A 19617-nucleotide genomic window follows, 5' to 3' on the forward strand; every position below is an offset into this window, starting at 1 on the left:
CCCTTTCTCATCGTTTCATTACACATGTAATAACGATTGGTCTCCAATCATTTCTGATACAGTTTCAATTACTTTCTCCGGCGTTGGCAAATACAACTTTTCAAGTGGTGGAGAGAACGGAACTGGTGTATGTGGTGCTGTAATTCGTTTAATAGGTGCATCTAACAAATCGAATCCTTTATCCGCTACAATTGCCGCAATATCTGTTGCGATACTACATCTTGGATTTGCTTCATCAATAACAATAAGGCGATTTGTTTTTTCAACAGATGCTAAAATTGTATCTTCATCAAGCGGTGACAAAGAACGTGGATCGATTACTTCTACTTCAAGTCCTTTTTTCGATAATTGCTCCGCAGCTGCAAGCGCTGTATGAACTTGTTTTCCAATTGCAACAATTGTTACATCAGAACCTTCGCGTTTAATATCGGCTTTCCCTAAAGGAATTGTATAGTACCCTTCTGGTACTTCACCTTTCATATTGTAAAGTGTTTTATCTTCAAAGAAGATTACTGGGTCATCATCTTCAATTGCCGCTAATAATAAGCCTTTTGCGTCATACGGAGTAGAAGGAACGACAACTTTTATCCCTGGAATGCTTGTAAACAACGCATATAAACTCTGTGAATGTTGTGCCGCTGCGCTAAAACCAGCACCATGCATCGTACGTACTGTAACTGGCACTTTCGCTTTACCACCGAACATATAGCGGAACTTTGCACCTTGGTTTAATACTTGATCCAGACAGCTTCCGATAAAATCATTAAACATTAATTCAGCAATCGGACGTAATCCCGTTGCCGCAGCTGCCATTGCGGCTCCCATATAACCCGCTTCAGAAATTGGTGTATCTAATATACGATTTCGGCCAAATTCTTGTACAAGTCCTTTCGTAACGCCGAGTACACCGCCCCATGCTTCATCATCTTGCAAGTGATCTACTTGTGCACCACCTGCAACGTCTTCTCCTATTAATATTACGTTTTCATCACGACGCATTGAGATTTTCATCGCTTCATTAATTGCAGTTGACATACTTACTGTTCTAGTCATTATTTTTCACCCTCCTCTTATTTGTAAGAAACGTATACATCTTTTAATAATTCTTCATCCTCTGGATATGGACTGTTTTCACTAAATTCAATTGATTTTTGTACCGCTTCATCTACTGCCTTTTCCATATCCACAAGCTCAGATTCCGTTAATAAAGATTCATGAATTAAATGCTTACGGAAATTCACAATCGCGTCTTTTTCATTTAAATGTTCTTCTTTTTCTTCTGACGTTTTATATGTTTGTGCTTCACCCTCAAAATGACCATAATTACGATATGTCATACATTCAATTATCGTTGGACCACCGCCATTACGTGCACGTTCTACTGCTTCTTCCGCCGCTTTATATACTGCAAGTAAGTCTTTTCCATCTACTTGAACACCTGGAATATTATAAGCTTTCGCCCGATCTGCAATGGAATCACAACTTGAAGCATATTCAAATGTCGTTGCTTCACCGTAACCGTTATTTTCTGCGATAAAAATAACTGGTAGCTTCCAAATCGCCGCTAAATTAACCCCTTCATGGAATGTTCCTTCATTATTTGCTCCGTCACCGAAGAAACAAACACTTACATCTTTCGTACCTTTATATTTAGCTGTTAATGCTGAGCCGCAAGCAAGTGGAAAACCTCCGCCTACAATCCCATTTGCACCAAGCATTCCTTTATTTAAATCGGCAATATGCATGGAACCGCCTTTACCTTTACATAACCCTGTCGCTTTCCCAAAAAGTTCAGCCATCATACCGTTTAAATCACAGCCTTTTGCGATACAATGTCCATGTCCTCTATGCGTACTTGTAATACTGTCACTATCTGTTAAGTGGGCACATACACCAACTGCTACCGCTTCTTCACCTGCGTATAAATGAACGAAACCTGGCAGAACGCCTTGCGCGAATAATTCATGTACCTTATCTTCAAACTTACGAATCTCTAACATTTTTTCATACATCCAACGAGCTTGTTCTTTCGTAATTTCATTCCCTTTACTTTCAGTTGTTTTTAACATGTCCAGCCCTCCTATTTTCTTGTTCATCTTTTATAATGCAAGTACTGTGCCAAATTCTAACCCTTGATTTAATAGGGTTTCTTTTTTCTATCAAAATAAAAAAGTGGACAAAATGAGACACCTGTCTCGTTTTGTCCACTTTTGTTCACCTAATTTGAGAATTGTGATCTTATTCATTATCAAAACTCTTCTGTAACTTCCGGATGTAAATAATTTGACCAATATGATAAGCATTATGAGTTGTTACATTTGCTAATACTTCCCACCACTTTGCAGAAACAGGAAATCCAACTACATCACTTTCAACCTTTTCTTCATCTATAAGCTTTTGCCATTGTAATAGTTTCTCTAGTAGTTTTTCTCTTAACTCATCGAAAGATTGATTATCTGAAAGCATAAAACTTTTGTTATTATCACCAATAGCGGGCACGGCATTCACATTCGATTCTTTGTACCTAGTTTGCCACGTTGAATTCCAATACAGTAAATGTTGTACAATTTCAGCTATACTATTACTCTCTTCATTCGGTTTCCAGAAAGCTTCTCTCTCAGATAGATCTTTCACTGCATCTGAAAATGGAATATACCAACTAGGATCGTTTGCATTCGCTAATAATTGATCTGCTAATACATCTTTCACATGCGCCATTTTTATTCCCTCATTTCATTAACGTATTTATACTCACTTCTTTATATACGCTGAGTCCGTATGATTCCCTCTTTTAAAATAGAATTAACGGTATTGCTCTCAAAACGAATGTAAGAATAATAGATTTTCTTATCATAACTCGTTATGATAAAAGAAAAAGAAAGCTGGCGGAAGATGAATAAAAAAATCGCAATTATTACAGGAGCCTCAAGCGGATTCGGACTATTAACTACACTCGAACTCGCAAAAAAAGATTATTTAGTTATCGCTACAATGAGGAACCTTGAAAAACAAGGAAACTTAATATCTCAAGCTACTCAACTCAACTTGCTGCAGAACATAACAGTTCAACAATTAGATGTAACCGATCAAAACTCTATACTTAACTTTCAATTATATATAAAAGAAATAAACAGAGTAGACCTACTTATTAATAACGCAGGATATGCAAATGGGGGCTTTGTAGAAGAAATTCCAGTAGAGGAATACCGTAAACAATTTGAAACGAACCTTTTTGGAGCTATTTCAATTACACAGCTTGTTTTACCTTATATGAGAGAACAAAAAAGTGGGAAAATCATTAATATAAGCAGCATCAGTGGTCAAGTTGGGTTCCCGGGTCTATCCCCTTATGTTTCTTCAAAATATGCATTAGAAGGATGGAGTGAATCCCTTCGTTTAGAAGTAAAACCGTTCGGAATAGATGTTGCTTTAATAGAACCAGGTTCTTATAGCACAAATATTTGGGAAGTTGGTAAACAACTAGCTACAAACCAATCTGATACATCTTCTCCTTACAAAGAATATATGGTTAAAATACAAAAACATATTAATAGCGGCAGTGATACGTTTGGTAATCCGATAGATGTTGCTAATAAAATTGTAGAAATTGCTGAATCAAAGCGTACGAATTTACGATATCCGATTGGAAAAGGTGTAAAATTTATGATGTTTGCGAAGAAGATTCTTCCTTGGAGATTGTGGGAATACCTTGTTTTAAGAAGCTTTAAGAAAATGTAATAGACCTTTTGAAATCCATTTTGAAAGAGGTGCGAATTAAATGTTAGGTTTACCATATGGAAAAGTGTTTTTAGTTCCATGGACTGAACAATGGCAAATTGAGTTTATGAAAGAAAAACAATTCATTGAGGAACAAATTGGTGAACATATTTTAGCAATACACCATATTGGTAGTACCTCTATTCCACATTTAAGTGCAAAGCCAATTATTGATATAGCAATCGAACTAAAAGATTATAAGGACGGTATACAATGTATAAAAAAATTAGAACTGCTAAACTATAAATACAGAAAAGATGTACTACCTGAACGATACTATTTTAATAAAGGAGAGCCAAGAACTCATCAAATTCATATGTTTGAACAAGGAAATCCATATTTAATAGAGCAATTACAATTCAGAGATTACTTAATAAATAACGATATTTCTCGTATACAATATGAACAGTTAAAGATTCAACTTTCACAAGCTAATCCTAATGTTAAACATAAATATGCTGAGGATAGAACAAATTTCGTTACATCCATATTATCCAAAATAAATGATGAATTTAAATAAGAAACCATTTAGTAGTAAATGGTTTCTTATTTAATAGTTATTTCATTATTTGTACCATCAATAATAAAATCTGCAAATTCATATGGTTTATGACTTTCTACATACATATCTTCAGCAATCATCCAATTGTTTTCCCACATATCGCGCGCTGCTTCCCCGTCTCTAGCAATCCCTCTTTTTATACGTGTTTCACGAGGACAATTCACCCATATTTTCAAATCATACATTTCCGCCAGTTCCTGACGTGTTGCATATACACCTTCTATAATAACAATACCGTTTGTAGGGACAGTGTGAGATTCTGCTAAAGAATCCGTTTCCCAATCGTATCGTTTATAATATCCTTCAAATCCATTACTAATCGGATTTAAAACTTCTTGTAAAAGGCGTTTCCAATCAAAATCTGCACCAATCAATTTATTCGTAGGATGTTCATTTACAATCTGTGCAGATGGTAAATAAAAATCATCCATATGAACAATCGTTACAGCTGAAAACTTATTTTTTATTTTATTAGCTAACGTACTTTTTCCTGCTCCCCCACAACCATCAATACCTATTATTAGTAGTGATTGCTCTGCAAATTTCACTTGAATTTGTTCTAATATGTTATTTAACCCCAAACCATTTCATCCCCTCGTTTTATATCTATAGACTTACTTTTACGCTGAAATCGGATCGAAGTAAAGTAGCAATGAAATCATAACTACAAATGCAAGTAAACCGATTGTTGAAAGGATGTATTCTTTCGATTCTCTATCAAATTTCCATTCCATCCATGCACGTAACGTCCATAATGTTGCAAAAAAAATAAAAAAGGCATACCCTATCTTTGCATTTTCATCGCTATTAACATAAATAATAATACTTACAAAATAAATAATAAATAATACAATTTCCAATTTTACATGCAAGCTATTTACATGCTTATACCCAAAGAAACCCCTCTTCTCCATATTCAACTTTCTTCTTAAAAACTGCTCTAAAAAATATCCGCCTATAGCAATTCCTATAATTATTATCCAAACAGTAGAATTCCACATGTTCAATCCCCTCCTAATACTACGTTGCATTATTTAAAATAAAGTGGATTACATGACAGTCATCCTTTGGTGAATAACTTACATTCCCTTTAAGCCATCTCATTATTTATACCAACAATCATTTTTTATGCGGCAGATGAAAAGAAGTAAAAAAGCATTGAAGTCATAACAGCAAATGTAAATACTCCGATTATCGAGAATATATATTCTTTCGATTCTCTATCAAATTTCCATTCCATCAATGCTCTTAATATCATCGTTCCCCCTAAATAAGTAAAAATGACATAAGCAATATTAACGCTTTCGAATTTAACGATAAAAATAAAACTAGTTATTAAATAAATAAACATTAGTCCTATTTCTAATTTTTTGTGTAAACTATTTACATGTTTTTTATATCCCCAAAAACCACTCTTTGGCATATTCAATTTTTTTCTTAAATACTTATCCAAAAAATAAACAACTATACAAAAAATAATACTTATAATCCAAAAAGTAGAAGCTCTCATTACTCCACCTCCTTTTACTTTATTTATTTTTAGAAATAAAGTGGACTATATTCCGGTTATCCTCTTCTAAATAACTTACAATCCCTTCAGGATATGTTGGCTTCGGTTTTAATTCTTCTATACTTTTCCATATTAATATAATATTCGGATGTTCTTTATGTCTTTTTTCATTGCTAATTATCTCTTCAACAGTTCCTCAATGTATCAATGTGCAATGATGTCCTTTTCCGTTGTTCCATTCGAAAATATCCTCATTTACAACAGCTAACTCTTGAACGTCAATCTTCAAATCGTATTCTTCCATTAATTCTCGCATGATTGCTTCTGTTGCTGTTTCATCAGATTCAATAGAACCACCTGGAAAACGATAAAATGTTTCGCTTAAATCACATTGTACAAGTACTTTAGAACGATTTTCATTTACAATCATTACTTCAGCACGTAATCTAGGTATTTTCATTTTGCCACTCCGTTTATTCCACATATGATTAAATCCAATAACTATAAAAGAAGAGATTAAACATAATTCCTGTTATTATTAATAATGGAACTGTTCCTAAAGAAATGACATATTCCCTCGATTCTTTATCATATTTCCACTCCATATATGATTGAAAACAGTATAAAGTTATTAAAAATAATATGGGTAAATTACTAATATAAATGGGATTTAAAGTGGCACATATCATTGTAACAATTATATAAGAAATGATAAGAACCCTAGTACCCCATTTATGAGAGTTGTTTACATATTTACTATTCCAGTCAGTTTGTTTCGGTATATTTAATTTTTTTCTCACTACTTTTTCCAAAATAACTACAAATATGATCCATAATACTAATAGAATTACTTTAACTAAAAGCAGTGATGTCTCCTCCTTTACCTTTTATTCGGTTGATCACTTGGATACGTAGCATTCTTTTGGTTTTCAACGTCCCAACTAATAATTGTCGCACTATCTCGTCCGAATTGATGATGAACGTGCTCTAATACATAATGAACACTTTCGTCAAGTTCTATATTATTTCTATTCATATCATTATATAGATTCAATGGTGTTTCATAATGACGTTTGCCGCATTCTAATACTCCATCTGTAACCATTACAATTCGATTTTTTCCAGTACGTAATTCACGAATGCCTGTTGAATAGCAAGGAACTGGTAAATGAAATGTGTTTACATTTCCTATCCATTCGTAAAACTGACGTTGATTTAATGCATATTGTCCTAATTTATGTAACTCTTCATGAAATACATAAACTAAACAGTCTCCAATAGATAGCCACCATATATAATTTTCTTTTCTTACACATATTAAGCAAGCAGTTTCCCCTTTAATTCTTTGGCATTTTTCTTTAAATGAAGAGGATTGAAAAATTGTAAGTATATGATTTTCAACAGAGCGAAATACTGTATCAATCGATTCATTCATTATTACTTTTATATTTTCATATTCTTTTTGGATTGTATTTACTACTAAATCAACACTTTCCGCACTATTATGTCCATCTAAAATAGCTGTAAATTCCCAATCACCATTCGACCAAACTAACGCACCATCTTCATTCTTTTTTGCTCCAGCGTTTATATTACCGCCATATATACCGAGTACGATATCTCCATATTGTTTTACCGAAACTTCGTCTAAACACATCTTCTTATTTCCAACCCATGAATATTGTCTATTATTTGTTGTATGCATATCCACTCACCATATACTGTCGTATTCTTTCGCATAGTTTTTTGATTTTCTCTGCGTCACCATATGGCGCACCAGTCCATTTCGCTACTTCAGTTGGTGACCAAAACTCTTTGGGTGTATTTTGATAACGCGGTATGATGTGCGTATGCATATGTGGTACACCATTCCCTGAAACAAAAGTGTAAATATGTTCTGCACCTTCACTTTCTTTTAGCGCTTTACTTACTCTACTTGTTATAAGTCCGAACGCTTTCGCTTCTTCATCTGTTAGTTCAGCAAGGCCAGGTACATGTCTTTTTATATCTATCATTACATAACCAAGGTATGTTTCTTCACTATCCCAGTGGACATGTCCAACGTAAACGAGTTCATCTTCGTAAATAGCTCCACCTGGAACTGTAATGTTTCCTATATGTTTTTCGCAAATAAAGCAGTTTTGCTCTACTTGATTGTTTGTTGACATATCCATCACCATCCTTTTTATTTATAATAGCATAAAAAAAGGAAAAATAGGATTTATATTCCGAAAATTCATTCTTTTAATAAAGAGATTTTTTAAATAAATTTACAAACTCATTATTTCTTCAAAAATGCAACACCAATTACGATCCCTATCACAATTCCAATTACTAAATTACTAGTAAAGACCCCTTGAAACACACCAATTACAACCCCTATAGCGACACCTATCGCCAATGCATCATTTCTTTTTTTATTTTTAGTCAAAATTGCATCGCCTCCCATCGTTTCTCCCTAAATAACATACATTTACTTGAATGTATTAAAATATTCATTATCTCACTTGAATATTTCCAAAAAATTCATTTTAACTTCACATATAATCTTTTCCTTTTTCTGTACATACTCCTTTTATAATAAAAAAATTTCAAGTAACCATTAATTATACATAGGCATTTACTATAAGAAAGCTTCGTAATTTATTGAAGGAGGAAAGATTTAAATGTATCCTCAATGGAATCCAAATATAAATCAACAATATGTGTATTCCCCCCATCCCGTAAGGAATACATTGCATCATGATTCACAATATATGATGCAGCGTATCGTAAATCTTGAAAGCCAATTAGCGAAATTAATCTCATTAATCGAAGAAAATAATCATTTAATTAAATCAATGGAACAACAACAAAACCAAGTTTGTGCACCAGCTGGTGGTTCTGTTATTGTTCGTATGTAATCTTTTCAAAGAAAAAACACACTTTGTATAATAAAGTGTGTTTTTTCTTTATCTTCTTTTTTGATGAAAACCTTGTGTAATACGGTCTAATATAATCGCGATGACAACAATAGCTAGTCCAGCTTCAAATCCCATACCGATATTTACTTGTGTTACAGAGCGGTATACATCAACCCCAAGACCTGGTGCTCCTACAAGAGATGCTGTTACTACCATAGATAAAGAAAGCATAATGCTTTGGTTCACACCTGCCATGATCGTTCCAGTTGCGAGTGGTAATTGTACTTTAAATAATTTTTGTGATGCGGTAGAGCCAAACGCATTCGCTGCTTCTATTAAATCTTCTGGAACTTGTCTAATTCCTAAGTCAGTAAATCGAATTGTCGGCGGCATTGCAAAGATTACGGATGCAATAATCCCAGGCACTACACCTACTCCGAAAAATGTAATCGCAGGAATAAGATATACGAACGCCGGCATTGTTTGCATAAAATCTAATGTCGGTTTTAAAAATTTTGAAAAACGTTCATTTTGAGATGCTAAAATACCAATTGGAATCCCGACAATGATTGAAATAATAACAGATGTGAGTACGAGCGCTAATGTTTGCATCGTTTGTGCCCAGTAGTTAATATTCAAAATAAATAATAATCCGATGAGTGTAAAAATAACTAAAGATACTTTTCTCGTTGTGTACCAAATGAGGAAACACAAGATAATAATCATCAATATAGCTGGTATTATTGTTAAAAAATTAGTGAGTAAATCAACGAATCCGCCGATAATATAAGAGAACCCCCGGAATAAGCCTTCAAAGTGCTCGTATAAACTGGCAACAAATGAATCAACCCATTCCCCTAATGGAATACGTGGTATACTACTCATCGTCTTTCACCTCTTCCTCAATATTACCTGCAAGAGCTTGAATGACACTTTCGCGTTTAATAATTCCTCTTAGCCTTTTCTTCTCATCGATTACTGGTAACGGATATTTCATCTCCGCCATTTTCGCATACGTTTCTTCCAGTAAAGTATCTAAATACACGTGCGGGATATCATTAAGCAATAAATCAGCAATTGGCCATTGCTTTTGTACTGCTTTACTTGCATCATCTGCAGTTAATATACCTAAAAACTCATATTTTTTGTTAACAACATATACAGTAGAAACACCTGCATTCCTCATAATCTGAAGTGCTACACGCGGTCCACGATCAATTAATAAAGTTTCAGGTCGTTTTAATATAGATTCCGCCGTAATTACTTTTCCTAAATTCACATCCGCCACGAATTTCTCTACAAATTCATTGGCAGGACTCATCATAATTTCTTCAGGCGTTCCAATTTGGACAATCTCTCCATCTTTCATTAAAGCGATACGATCTCCAATTCGAAGAGCTTCATCTAAATCGTGTGTAATAAAAATAATTGTTTTCTCCATTTTATCTTGAAGTTCTAATAGCTCATCTTGCATTTCTTTTCGAATCAGTGGATCTAATGCACTAAATGACTCATCCATTAACAATACATCTGGATTATTTGTTAATGCCCTTGCGATTCCAACGCGCTGCTGCATACCGCCACTAAGTTGACTTGGATAATTATCTTTATGATGATCGAGTCCTACTAACTGTAGCGATTCTAACGCTTTATTCTCTCGTTCCTCCACTGGAACTCCTTGTATTTCTAACCCGTACGCAACGTTTTGTATCACTGTACGGTGCGGAAATAAAGCGAACTTTTGAAATACCATGCTCATCTTCGTTCTTCTCACTCTTCGTAACTCTTCTTTTCCCATCGTTGCGATATCTTCACCATCTATGTATATATGCCCCGCTGTTGGTCTAATTAATTGGTTTAACATACGAACTAACGTAGATTTCCCGCTACCAGACAGCCCCATAATAACGAAAATTTCTCCAGTATATACTTCGAACGTTGCCTTTTTCACTCCAACATTCATTCCTGTCTCTTTCAAAATTTCCGATTTGCTTTTTCCTTCTTTTAATAAGGTAAGCGCTTTTTGCGGGTGTTTCCCAAATACTTTTGTTACGTTTTCAACACGCACCTTTGTATTATCCATGTCACTACTCCTTTTCTACCCATCTATTCACATAGTGTTGCGATTTTGCAAAGAAATATTACATAAAAATGACATTCATAAGATTTCTTTAAAATTCTCGTTTCCGTTCATAATAAGAATGCTTACTTATACATTTATTTAAAAAGGCAAACGTTTCTTAGGAGGTTTTCAATGAGAAAGCAAATATGGCTTATATGCCTTGCATTATTTATTACTATGATTTTCACCTCATGTAATGCAACAAATGCAAATTCGAAAGGAAAAATTAAACTTGGTGTAACAAGTTGGAAAGAAAACATTGCAACCGCAAACATGTGGAAAGTTCTATTAGAACAAAAAGGCTACAAAGTTGAACTCATGTACTTAGAAAAAGCTGCGATTTGGACTGGCGTTGCTCGCGGTGATGTTGATGCTAATTTAGAAGTATGGCTACCCGTTACGGATAAACCGCTAAATAATCGTTATAAAGATGATATTGTTTTAAAATCAAAATGGTATGAAGGTACTGGACTTGGCTTAGTCGTCCCTTTTTATGTGAAAAACATTAACAGTATTGAGGATTTAAATGCGCATAAAGATGAGCTAGATAACAAAATTGTCGGAATCGAACCCGGAAGTAGTCTTATGAATTTAACGAACAAAGCAATGAAGGAATATGATATTAAACTAAAACTTGTCCAATCTTCTGAGGCTGCGATGATGAGTGAATTAAAGAAAGCATATACGAAAAAGAAACCAATCGCTGTTACGCTTTGGAATCCGCATTGGGGCTTTTCAGAATTTGACTTAAAATATTTAAAAGACCCTAAGAAAGTATATGGTGAAAAAGATGACATTTATTACTCTGTTCGTAAAGGTTTCGAAAAAGATCATCCGAATATCATAAAATATTTTGACAAATGGAAAATGAACGATGAACAGCTTGGTACATTAATGGTCGAATTAAATAAAACGAAAGATCCGGAAGACGCGGCGCGAAAATGGATTAAAAAGAATCAAGCGCTAGTTGATGAATGGGTAAAAGATTAATAAAACAGGCTAGAGGATTAACATATCCGCTAGCCTGTTTTCATCTTATTTTTTCGTAACAACATCATCTACTATCCCATATGCCTTCGCTTCTTCTGCAGTCATAAAATAATCTCTTTCTGTATCATGTGCTACTCTTTCAATCGGTTGCCCCGTTTTTTCTGCAATCATTTTATTAATATCATGCTTTAACTTCAATATCCTTTTTGCTGTGATTTCAATTTCTGTTGCCTGACCTTGCGCACCACCAAGCGGTTGATGAATCATAATTTCACTGTTAGGGAGCGCAAACCGTTTTCCTTTTGCACCTGATAATAGTAACAATGCTCCAAATGATGCTGCAAATCCCATACATAGCGTTTGTACATCTGGTTTAATGAGATTCATCGTATCTAATATGGCAAAACCTGCTGTCGTTGAGCCACCTGGGCTATTAATGTATAAATATATATCTTTCTCTGCATCTTCCGCTTCTAAAAATAATAATTGAGCTACGACACTACTCGCTACTTGATCATTTATTTCTGAACCGATAATAATAATGCGGTCTTTTAATAACCTTGAATATATATCATAGGAACGTTCTCCTAATTTCGTTTGTTCTACTACATATGGAATTGCATTCATTTTAAATCCCTCCAATAATTGTTATGCCGCGCAAAGCATACAACTGTAGGAAGAAGGCTTTTTTGCATTAAATAATAAGACTGGCTGTTTAGATGGTAACTTAGTAAAATCTATTGTCGGAAGAAGCTTGCTTAACAATTCCGGCTTTTCCTCACGTATAGACGTTACTACAACTTCAATATCATCTGTGAATTCGACTATCTCAATCCCTTCTTCACTTACAGTTTTTAGCCTATTTCTACTACGAAATAAAGAAGCTTTTACTGCACCTTCTGATACGGAACATACTTTAGCAATATCAGCGATACTATATTGAAAAACATCCTTTAATAATAAAATTGTGGACTGCTGTACATTTAGTGACGATAATACTTTCCCTACCATTTCATGTAAATCTGCAATGTTCTCTTGTGGTTCTTCAAAAGTAATTTGTTCCTTTAGTTTTTCATGAACTGATTTTGCTTTCATCTGATCTATCCAACGATTTCTAGCTATTTTATATAAAAGTGTACTACAAATATCTTTATTACTATATTTTTGAAGAACTTTACAAACTGTTTCTTGGGCAAGGTCTTCACCGTCCCATTTGTTTTTCGTTAAAAATGTACAGTACCTTTTCAACTCTCCATATTGCTCAATTAAAAAGTTTATATTTGAATGATTCATATCGATATGATTTTTAAAAATATGAGTTACTTTTGTGCACAAAATAACCACTCCTTTTCAGCGCTTACTTAATTAACGATTCAACAAATAAAAAAGTTACGGGGCATATAAAAAAATTATGTTTATGTTCAATAATTCGCGGTCATAAATATGTTATGTACAATTTTACGTGAGGAGGAACAAATTTGCCAAAATTAACAATTGAAGGTGCGGGAACTTTTGATGTAAAAGAAGGAACAAAGTTAGTATTAGCGATTGAAGATAACGGAGTAAATATTCTCCATCGCTGCGGTGGGAAAGCACGCTGCACAACTTGTAGAGTAGAAATTATAGCAGGTGATTTTTGTGAAGCCGGTTCTAATGAAAAAAATGTGATTACGGAAAAAGGAATTGAAGATCACTTACGTTTATCATGCCAAATGCACGTACATAAAGATATAGTCGTTCGTCCTATACTTACAGTAGAAAATTCAGGTCTTGATGCAGGCCCGCGACCCGCAGAATAATATGATAAATTTAAAACAAATCGCTGGTGAATATGCTGCTAACTTTGTAAAAGATGGGATGAAAGTTGGACTTGGTACAGGTTCTACTGTATATTGGTTGATACAAAAATTAGGTGAGCGTGTAAAAGAAGGATTATCATTTCAAGCTGTACCAACATCAAAAGAAACGGAAACTTTAGCTAAACAACTATCCATTCCATTAATCTCCTTAAACGAAATTGATATACTCGATCTTACAATCGATGGTGCAGATGAAATTGATTCAAATTTACAATTAATAAAAGGTGGCGGTGGCGCATTACTTCGTGAAAAAATCGTTGCCTCATCTTCTAAAGAACTAATTATCATTGCTGATGAATCAAAACTCGTAACGCATTTAGGCACTTTCCCATTACCTGTTGAAATTACACCTTTTTTATGGAAACAAACGGAAAGGAAAATTCAATCTTTAGGTTGTCAAACAACGTTACGTTTAAAAAATAATGCAACATTTATTACCGATAACAATAACATGATTATCGATTGTGTATTCCCTCAAAACATATCTAATCCTGCCAATATACACACGCAATTAAAAATGATTACAGGCGTAGTTGAAACAGGATTGTTTATTAATATGAGTAATAAAGCGATTATTGGAACAAAAAATGGGATAAAGGAATTATAATGAAGGCTGACTCTTACAGTCAGCTTTTTATATTTTCTCTTTATTGCGTATCATTATGATATACTATGAAAACAAAAGCATATCAAACTAGAAAGGGCTGAACAATTTGCACTCCAAACTCATAACAGAACTTACTGATTTAGAAACTGCCTTTCATATTCGAAAAGAAGTATTTGTAAAAGAACAAAATGTCCCTCTTGAAGATGAATTCGATACATTCGATGAAATCAGTGAGAAATGTAAACACATTTTAGTTTATTATAACGATCTTCCTGTAGGTACAGGTCGTATACGATTTGTTGACGGTGCAGGAAAATTAGAACGCATCTGTATTTTAAAAGACTATCGTAAATACGGATTAGGAAAAGTAATAATCAAAGCGCTAGAAGAAATTGCTCGTGACAAAGAAGCAACAAAAGTAAAACTACACGGTCAAACACAAGCTGAAGGATTTTATAAAAAATTAGATTATGAAACTTCTTCTGATGAATTTATGGAAGATGGTATTCCGCACGTTCTTATGACGAAAGTACTATCATAATAAAAAGGGTAGTATATGAATTTATATACTACCCTTTTTTATAAATAGAAAAGTGAATTCTCAAGATTTTCTTTTGCATCAAAGCCCATCATCTCTTAGTTCATATTTAGGTAAGGCTTACACTGTTTTCCATAATGATAAAGCATAAATCCAGTTTGGATCCCCATTTCCTTGATAACTCTGGACTGCTTCATATACTTTTCCCTCGTGTAGAACTCTATCTCCCTTTTCATATGCTTTCTTTGCATCCCACTCTTCATATGAAGCGCTTTCAGTTTTTGTGGTAATTACGAATATATCACTCTGTACAGATTCATTTCCAGCTACATCAACAGCTTTCACTACATATTTATAAGTAGTATTAGAGAGTAAATTATTATCCATATAAGAAGTCGCATTGGATGTTGCAATTTTTTTCAATGATCCTTCTGTTTCTCTATAAATATCGTAATGGTCTACACCAAAATTATCGTCAGAAGAACTCCACATTAGATCCACACTTGACGCTGTCGTTCCCATACTATGTAACCCTTTTGGTTGTGTTGGTGCTTCTGTATCAGGAGTCTCAACTGTTGTTTTTACTGTAAGCGCTGCACTTTCTTTCGAAACATTTCCAGCTGCGTCAATTGCTTTTACAGTATAAGAGTATTCTGTAATTGGTTGTAGTTTTTTGTCAATAAAATGAGTTCCTGGTACTGTATCAATCATCTCTCCGTTACGGAAGATTTGATACCCTTTTACCCCTACATTATCCGTAGAAGCGTTCCATGCTAGTTCTATACTATTCGTTGTTACTTTTTGTGCCTGAATTCCATTTGGAATACTTGGAGCTTCTGTGTCTGGTTTTACGTCATTGATGAGATTAACATCAATGACATTATAGAATGCATTTGCCGTATCAGCTACATCCCATACTGCTAAAATCACATGATATCCACTTCTATCAGTAGGTACATTAATTTTGTGAGTTAAATGATTTGAGGCTGCAGAGCCATCATGTTGTACAGTTCCAATTGGTTCTAAATCTGCTCTTGTTAGCGCTTTATTTGGATTCCATCCTTTTTTGGTAATATAGTAATGCCATTTACTCGTTAAGTGAGGCGCTGTATACTTCCAAGTAAATGTATTTTCCCCGCCTGTGATTGTATTTTTAAACCAACGATTTTCTGTTTGTTGATCTAAAATACCACCAAATTTTCCGCCTGCAGACGCGATTTGTCCATCAACTGGGCCACCTTGTGGGAAGCCTTTTGGAGCTTCCAAACTTTGTGGTTCATACATAACACTTCCGCAGTTTACATTTAGTGCACCATAAGTTGGACTACATAAAGCAGATCGGCTGCTAGGCTTTTCAACAAAACCGTGCGCGTATGCGTTTTGAGGAATAAGTGTTGTGCCAATAATTCCAGCTGTTAATGCAATAGCTCCTAGACTTTTTTTGTTCATTTTCATGTTTTGTAGTTGTTTTAATAATCGATTATTCATGTTCATGTCCCCTTCTTGTTATACTTTGTAGTGTAATGTGGGCTTCGATGTAAAAGAATAACAAGAGACAATCTTGTATCGATGTATGTGTTAATTATGCATACACCGCAGTGAAAATATATTTCATTTCTTGTGAAATATTTCACTTGATGAATATATCATGACATAGAAATCATCAAAGTATGTGCAAAAGTTGTGCAGAAACTGTGCGGAAGCTGTGAAATCATTACTAACACGTAAAACTATAGCCTGAATTCACAAAACAGAATATTCATTCTTTCAAAACAACGAATTCTCCGCTTCATATAAAAGAAGAGTGTCTATATCATTTCATATAGACACTCTTCTCATATGTAATTTTCTATTTATTACTGACCTATAAATGTAAAAATCTCATCAGCAGCTTCCTTATAGCCACTAGATTTTCGGAAAGACTCCTTCAAATTCAATGCAGCTTCTTTATATGATGGATAATTTAATACAAATTCTACACTTTCACGTAGTAGTTCCTCAGTTAATTCCTTCATTGACAACTTAACCCCAGCTCTAAGATTCTCCACTTGCTTTGCGATAACTGGCTGATCTGCACTTTGTGGAATTACAATGAGTGGAATCCCGTTATATAGTCCTTCATGTGTACTGTTCATCCCGCCATGTGTAATAAATAACTTTGTATATGTAAGTAGTTTCGTTTGTGGTACATAATTTTTCACAATGAAGTTTTTAGGAATTTCACCTAAATCACTTATGTTCGTTTTATTACCAATAGACATCACAATTGTATGATCACTATTCTCAAACGCCTTCATACATAGTTTATAAAAATCAAGTGCTTCATTAAAAACAGTGCCTAGAGAAATATAAACTACGCTTTTTTCTTCAATTGTAGTAAAATCAAACACTTCATTTTTTAGTTGTGTAGATATAGATGGACCAACAAACTTAAATGTTTCATCAAGCATATCTCCAAAAGGTTGAAACTCCTTAATTGTATACACTATAGTAAGTGGCGCTGGATTACAGAAAACTTCATACGGTGAGTTTATTTCAACACTATATTTTTCCGCAATCTCCTTGGTTAATCTTTCAAAATCATTATATATCTTACCCTGAACTTCCACTCGGATATTTTTAGACAAGTGATCTAACATTTGTTCAAATGATTTTTCATCCTGTGCAAAAGATGTACAAGAATTTATTGCAGGAAGCTTTAGAATTTGAGCAATTATACGTCCACAGCCAAACATTGAATCATGAATGATGTAATCAAAATGTTCCCCTTCAATTTGTTCAAGAACATTTGGTATAATAACATCTGCCGTATGTAAAAGACCATTTATTCTCTCTAGTAAATAATTTCGACCACCAGAAAGAAAAGCTTTTATAAACTTTTGCTCATCAATTGTTCGTACAGTAGCACCGGTCTTTTCAATACGTTCTCTAAAAGATTCAATTGAAAAATAAACTACCTCTTCCCCGCGTGAAACTAATTCTTCTACAACTTGCAATGTTGGATTTATATGACCTTCTGATCCAGTATTAATGAATAAAACACGTGCCACTTTAAACACTCCTTAATTTAAATCTTTTCTATGTTGTTTTGGTCTTATTCTTCTAAATGGACCTAGCAAGCCTAAACCCAAGGTCATCGATATAAAATGTAGGATGACTACGGCGGCGACAAGTCGTACCACAACCTCTAGCTGCTTCAGCCCAGCTACCGCCTCGGAAAATTCGGTACGATCCATACACCTTTTCATCATACAAATCATAGCACCATTCCCAAACGTTTCCTAACATGTCATACAAACCCCATGCATTCGGCTCTTTTTTACCGACTTCCTGAATACGTCCATTTGAATTTTCATTATACCAAGCAATTTTTTTCAGTTCACCGTATATGTATCCAGTCGTTCCTGCTTTACACGCATATTGCCACTCTGCTTCTGAAGGTAATCGGTAACCATTTGAATCTAAATTACAACTAACAATTTGAACATTGTTACTAGTAGAATAATATTCTTTTAATCCCGCTTTTTTTGAAAGTAAATTACAAAACATAATGGCATCATTCCATGAGATATTTACAACTGGTTTATTTTTATCTTGCAATAAACTTGGTTTATTATTTGCAATCGCATCATATAATTCCATCGTTACAACATATTTCGCAAGAAGAAATGGTTTAATTTGAACTTGCCATTGTTTTTTTATTCGATCATCTCTTAAATCTACTTTTCCTGCTGGAATTTTCACCATATTAATATCAACGGAGTCAATGAATCTATTCAATCCAATCCCCCCATTATACTTCTTTTTATAATTTAACAATTTACGTGATTGTACTTCTCTAAAAATAGCCTTACTTCATTTGCAGATTTTAAAATAACAACATCTTTATCTTTACTCAATTGATTTAGCCGCTTTAAAATTGAAGGTCGTTTCGTTTTAGGATATTCCCATATCCGGCCTTGTTTTATTCCGACATTGTACAACTCTTTTAAAAGCACGATAAACACATATTGTTCTATGGATATCAAGAAAGATAATTGTATCAGCTGCATTAATTCTTATGTCCATTGTCCCGCCATAATTCCCATCAATAATCCACTCATCTTCTTTAACTAATTCATATTGAACCTTTCTTTGCTCTTCTTTCGGTACACCTTCCCAATTCGGTTTCCAAAATAACGCATCAAGATGATGCACTTTAATATTTAATTTATTACCTAACTGCCTTGCTAATGTAGATTTACCTGAACCACCAGAACCTATTAATATTATTTTTTTCATAAATACCCCTTTTTAAATCTTTTATTTTTTCCGTAAAATAAACTCACAAAGTATTCCAACCCCAACACCAATTGTATAAGCAACTAAATCACTCCACAAAAATCCGTAACCTAATACGAGTCCACCTAAAGTCGTTGCACGAATGCTATCTATCCATTCAGCATGATATAATTGGCTCACTTCAATCCCGTAGCAAAATAACAAACTAATAAAAGCCACTTTCTTCGTTTCTATTTTAGGAAATAAAAATCCGAATACAGTAAAAATCATCAATGCCCATAAAGCATCACCTAAGTAGTCATTTAATAGATGTGGTAAAGCAAATGCAAATTTTCGAGAATAAAGACCTAAGATAATTACAACGATAGTAAACAGTGCATATAATAATCTATTTCGTTTCGTATTCATTTCAAGATCTCCTAATATGTAATTTTAAATTGTAAATAGGTAGTAAAATATAATTATTTT

The 19617-nt window shown here is 33.9% G+C and carries 25 protein-coding genes and 2 pseudogenes; 7 read left to right on the forward strand and 20 right to left on the reverse strand.

The features are described from left to right. Positions 1-18: 18 nt before the first annotated feature. From acoB to FS742_RS05945, 3 genes are all read right to left on the reverse strand, one after another. Positions 19-1053: an acetoin:2,6-dichlorophenolindophenol oxidoreductase subunit beta gene (gene acoB, locus FS742_RS05935; RefSeq protein ID WP_000198893.1), complete on the reverse strand. Its 1035-nt coding sequence runs from the start codon at positions 1051-1053 to the stop codon at positions 19-21. 17 nt (positions 1054-1070) lie between these two features. Further along, positions 1071-2069 carry an acetoin:2,6-dichlorophenolindophenol oxidoreductase subunit alpha gene (acoA, locus tag FS742_RS05940; RefSeq protein ID WP_144611587.1) on the reverse strand — a complete coding sequence of 333 codons (999 nt, stop codon included), beginning with the start codon at positions 2067-2069 and terminating at the stop codon, positions 1071-1073. A 169-nt stretch (positions 2070-2238) separates the two neighbouring features. After that, entirely contained in the window at positions 2239-2718 is a 480-nt protein-coding gene (locus FS742_RS05945) for a DinB family protein (protein ID WP_144611588.1), read from the reverse strand. 174 nt (positions 2719-2892) lie between these two features. Between FS742_RS05945 and FS742_RS05950 the strand changes: the two genes are divergently transcribed. Together FS742_RS05950 and FS742_RS05955 are read left to right on the forward strand one after the other, a co-directional pair. Next, positions 2893-3738 (forward strand): oxidoreductase, encoded by an 846-nt coding sequence (locus tag FS742_RS05950; protein ID WP_222124841.1) that lies wholly within the window; start codon positions 2893-2895, stop codon positions 3736-3738. A gap of 40 nt (positions 3739-3778) precedes the next feature. After that, the gene (locus FS742_RS05955) at positions 3779-4297 is read left to right on the forward strand and encodes a GrpB family protein (RefSeq protein WP_144611590.1); all 519 of its coding nucleotides are present in this window, start codon (positions 3779-3781) and stop codon (positions 4295-4297) included. Between the two features lie 26 nt (positions 4298-4323). On the opposite strand, the gene FS742_RS05960 is transcribed toward FS742_RS05955, so the two are convergent. The 8 genes and pseudogenes from FS742_RS05960 to FS742_RS05995 form a co-directional block, all read right to left on the reverse strand. Continuing rightward, positions 4324-4920, reverse strand: coding sequence for a uridine kinase family protein (locus tag FS742_RS05960; protein ID WP_144611591.1), 597 nt, complete (start codon positions 4918-4920; stop codon positions 4324-4326). A 39-nt stretch (positions 4921-4959) separates the two neighbouring features. Further along, a complete protein-coding gene (locus tag FS742_RS05965) occupies positions 4960-5340 on the reverse strand; it encodes a DUF4181 domain-containing protein (protein WP_144611592.1) in 381 nt (126 codons plus the stop codon). A gap of 125 nt (positions 5341-5465) precedes the next feature. Then, positions 5466-5849: a DUF4181 domain-containing protein gene (locus tag FS742_RS05970; RefSeq protein WP_144611593.1), complete on the reverse strand. Its 384-nt coding sequence runs from the start codon at positions 5847-5849 to the stop codon at positions 5466-5468. Positions 5850-5868: 19 nt separating this feature from the next. Beyond that, positions 5869-6309, reverse strand: a pseudogene (locus tag FS742_RS05975) (NUDIX domain-containing protein). A gap of 28 nt (positions 6310-6337) precedes the next feature. Beyond that, positions 6338-6661: a DUF4181 domain-containing protein gene (locus tag FS742_RS05980; RefSeq protein ID WP_144611594.1), complete on the reverse strand. Its 324-nt coding sequence runs from the start codon at positions 6659-6661 to the stop codon at positions 6338-6340. Positions 6662-6729: 68 nt separating this feature from the next. After that, positions 6730-7554 carry a PP2C family serine/threonine-protein phosphatase gene (locus FS742_RS05985; RefSeq protein WP_144611595.1) on the reverse strand — a complete coding sequence of 275 codons (825 nt, stop codon included), beginning with the start codon at positions 7552-7554 and terminating at the stop codon, positions 6730-6732. Beyond that, a complete protein-coding gene (locus tag FS742_RS05990; RefSeq protein ID WP_260869627.1) occupies positions 7538-8029 on the reverse strand; it encodes an HIT family protein in 492 nt (163 codons plus the stop codon). The genes FS742_RS05985 and FS742_RS05990 overlap by 17 nt, the downstream gene beginning before the upstream one ends. A gap of 101 nt (positions 8030-8130) precedes the next feature. Continuing rightward, complete coding sequence (locus FS742_RS05995) at positions 8131-8298, reverse strand: glycine zipper domain-containing protein (RefSeq protein ID WP_144611597.1); 168 nt, start codon at positions 8296-8298, stop codon at positions 8131-8133. Between the two features lie 217 nt (positions 8299-8515). On the opposite strand from FS742_RS05995, the gene FS742_RS06000 reads away from it, so the two are divergent. Beyond that, positions 8516-8752 (forward strand): hypothetical protein, encoded by a 237-nt coding sequence (locus FS742_RS06000; RefSeq protein WP_144611598.1) that lies wholly within the window; start codon positions 8516-8518, stop codon positions 8750-8752. 48 nt (positions 8753-8800) lie between these two features. On the opposite strand, the gene FS742_RS06005 is transcribed toward FS742_RS06000, so the two are convergent. Both FS742_RS06005 and FS742_RS06010 read right to left on the reverse strand, forming a co-directional pair. Beyond that, positions 8801-9637, reverse strand: a complete 837-nt coding sequence (locus FS742_RS06005) for an ABC transporter permease (RefSeq protein WP_073515292.1) — start codon at positions 9635-9637, stop codon at positions 8801-8803. Beyond that, a complete protein-coding gene (locus FS742_RS06010) occupies positions 9630-10835 on the reverse strand; it encodes a quaternary amine ABC transporter ATP-binding protein (protein WP_144611599.1) in 1206 nt (401 codons plus the stop codon). Before FS742_RS06010 ends, FS742_RS06005 begins: the two co-directional genes overlap by 8 nt. A gap of 171 nt (positions 10836-11006) precedes the next feature. Between FS742_RS06010 and FS742_RS06015 the strand changes: the two genes are divergently transcribed. Further along, on the forward strand, positions 11007-11864 hold the full coding sequence (locus tag FS742_RS06015) for a glycine betaine ABC transporter substrate-binding protein (RefSeq protein ID WP_144611600.1): 858 nt from the start codon (positions 11007-11009) through the stop codon (positions 11862-11864). A 45-nt stretch (positions 11865-11909) separates the two neighbouring features. Here FS742_RS06015 and clpP read toward each other — a convergent pair whose 3' ends face one another. Continuing rightward, positions 11910-12491, reverse strand: coding sequence for an ATP-dependent Clp endopeptidase proteolytic subunit ClpP (gene clpP, locus FS742_RS06020; RefSeq protein WP_006924303.1), 582 nt, complete (start codon positions 12489-12491; stop codon positions 11910-11912). 21 nt (positions 12492-12512) lie between these two features. Then, entirely contained in the window at positions 12513-13199 is a 687-nt protein-coding gene (locus FS742_RS06025; RefSeq protein ID WP_144611601.1) for an RNA polymerase subunit sigma-70, read from the reverse strand. 143 nt (positions 13200-13342) lie between these two features. Between FS742_RS06025 and FS742_RS06030 the strand changes: the two genes are divergently transcribed. The 3 genes from FS742_RS06030 to FS742_RS06040 all read left to right on the forward strand — a co-directional run bounded on the left by FS742_RS06030 (position 13343) and on the right by FS742_RS06040 (position 14871). After that, a complete protein-coding gene (locus tag FS742_RS06030) occupies positions 13343-13663 on the forward strand; it encodes a 2Fe-2S iron-sulfur cluster-binding protein (RefSeq protein WP_144611602.1) in 321 nt (106 codons plus the stop codon). Between the two features lie 4 nt (positions 13664-13667). Then, positions 13668-14330, forward strand: coding sequence for a ribose 5-phosphate isomerase A (rpiA, locus tag FS742_RS06035; RefSeq protein WP_144612066.1), 663 nt, complete (start codon positions 13668-13670; stop codon positions 14328-14330). A gap of 106 nt (positions 14331-14436) precedes the next feature. After that, a complete protein-coding gene (locus FS742_RS06040; RefSeq protein ID WP_144611603.1) occupies positions 14437-14871 on the forward strand; it encodes a GNAT family N-acetyltransferase in 435 nt (144 codons plus the stop codon). Between the two features lie 117 nt (positions 14872-14988). Here FS742_RS06040 and FS742_RS06045 read toward each other — a convergent pair whose 3' ends face one another. The 5 genes and pseudogenes from FS742_RS06045 to FS742_RS06065 all read right to left on the reverse strand — a co-directional run bounded on the left by FS742_RS06045 (position 14989) and on the right by FS742_RS06065 (position 19557). After that, a complete protein-coding gene (locus FS742_RS06045) occupies positions 14989-16356 on the reverse strand; it encodes a lytic polysaccharide monooxygenase (protein WP_144611604.1) in 1368 nt (455 codons plus the stop codon). 368 nt (positions 16357-16724) lie between these two features. Next, positions 16725-17918, reverse strand: coding sequence for a macrolide family glycosyltransferase (locus FS742_RS06050; protein WP_144611605.1), 1194 nt, complete (start codon positions 17916-17918; stop codon positions 16725-16727). 52 nt (positions 17919-17970) lie between these two features. Continuing rightward, positions 17971-18648, reverse strand: a complete 678-nt coding sequence (locus tag FS742_RS06055; RefSeq protein ID WP_395940389.1) for a formylglycine-generating enzyme family protein — start codon at positions 18646-18648, stop codon at positions 17971-17973. A gap of 32 nt (positions 18649-18680) precedes the next feature. Continuing rightward, positions 18681-19149: pseudogene (locus FS742_RS06060) on the reverse strand (DNA topology modulation protein). Between the two features lie 21 nt (positions 19150-19170). Beyond that, on the reverse strand, positions 19171-19557 hold the full coding sequence (locus tag FS742_RS06065; protein ID WP_144611606.1) for a ribosomal maturation YjgA family protein: 387 nt from the start codon (positions 19555-19557) through the stop codon (positions 19171-19173). Between the last annotated feature and the right edge of the window lie 60 nt (positions 19558-19617).

Origin of the sequence: Bacillus cereus, from assembly GCF_007678085.1 — a bacterium.
GTDB lineage: Bacteria > Bacillota > Bacilli > Bacillales > Bacillaceae_G > Bacillus_A > Bacillus_A cereus_BE.

Excerpts from the sequence above, each read along its gene's own strand:
- FS742_RS05990 (WP_260869627.1), bottom strand. The coding sequence starts at position 8,029 with ATGGTGATGGATATGTCAACAAACAATCAAGTAGAGCAAAACTGCTTT.
- FS742_RS05995 (WP_144611597.1), bottom strand. The coding sequence starts at position 8,298 with ATGGGAGGCGATGCAATTTTGACTAAAAATAAAAAAAGAAATGATGCA.
- FS742_RS05965 (WP_144611592.1), bottom strand. The coding sequence starts at position 5,340 with ATGTGGAATTCTACTGTTTGGATAATAATTATAGGAATTGCTATAGGC.
- FS742_RS05950 (WP_222124841.1), top strand. The coding sequence starts at position 2,893 with ATGAATAAAAAAATCGCAATTATTACAGGAGCCTCAAGCGGATTCGGA.
- clpP (WP_006924303.1), bottom strand. The coding sequence starts at position 12,491 with ATGAATGCAATTCCATATGTAGTAGAACAAACGAAATTAGGAGAACGT.
- FS742_RS06000 (WP_144611598.1), top strand. The coding sequence starts at position 8,516 with ATGTATCCTCAATGGAATCCAAATATAAATCAACAATATGTGTATTCC.
- FS742_RS06010 (WP_144611599.1), bottom strand. The coding sequence starts at position 10,835 with ATGGATAATACAAAGGTGCGTGTTGAAAACGTAACAAAAGTATTTGGG.
- FS742_RS06045 (WP_144611604.1), bottom strand. The coding sequence starts at position 16,356 with ATGAATAATCGATTATTAAAACAACTACAAAACATGAAAATGAACAAA.
- FS742_RS06015 (WP_144611600.1), top strand. The coding sequence starts at position 11,007 with ATGAGAAAGCAAATATGGCTTATATGCCTTGCATTATTTATTACTATG.
- FS742_RS06065 (WP_144611606.1), bottom strand. The coding sequence starts at position 19,557 with ATGAATACGAAACGAAATAGATTATTATATGCACTGTTTACTATCGTT.
- FS742_RS05955 (WP_144611590.1), top strand. The coding sequence starts at position 3,779 with ATGTTAGGTTTACCATATGGAAAAGTGTTTTTAGTTCCATGGACTGAA.
- acoA (WP_144611587.1), bottom strand. The coding sequence starts at position 2,069 with ATGTTAAAAACAACTGAAAGTAAAGGGAATGAAATTACGAAAGAACAA.
- acoB (WP_000198893.1), bottom strand. The coding sequence starts at position 1,053 with ATGACTAGAACAGTAAGTATGTCAACTGCAATTAATGAAGCGATGAAA.
- FS742_RS05985 (WP_144611595.1), bottom strand. The coding sequence starts at position 7,554 with ATGCATACAACAAATAATAGACAATATTCATGGGTTGGAAATAAGAAG.
- FS742_RS05970 (WP_144611593.1), bottom strand. The coding sequence starts at position 5,849 with ATGAGAGCTTCTACTTTTTGGATTATAAGTATTATTTTTTGTATAGTT.
- FS742_RS06005 (WP_073515292.1), bottom strand. The coding sequence starts at position 9,637 with ATGAGTAGTATACCACGTATTCCATTAGGGGAATGGGTTGATTCATTT.
- FS742_RS05945 (WP_144611588.1), bottom strand. The coding sequence starts at position 2,718 with ATGGCGCATGTGAAAGATGTATTAGCAGATCAATTATTAGCGAATGCA.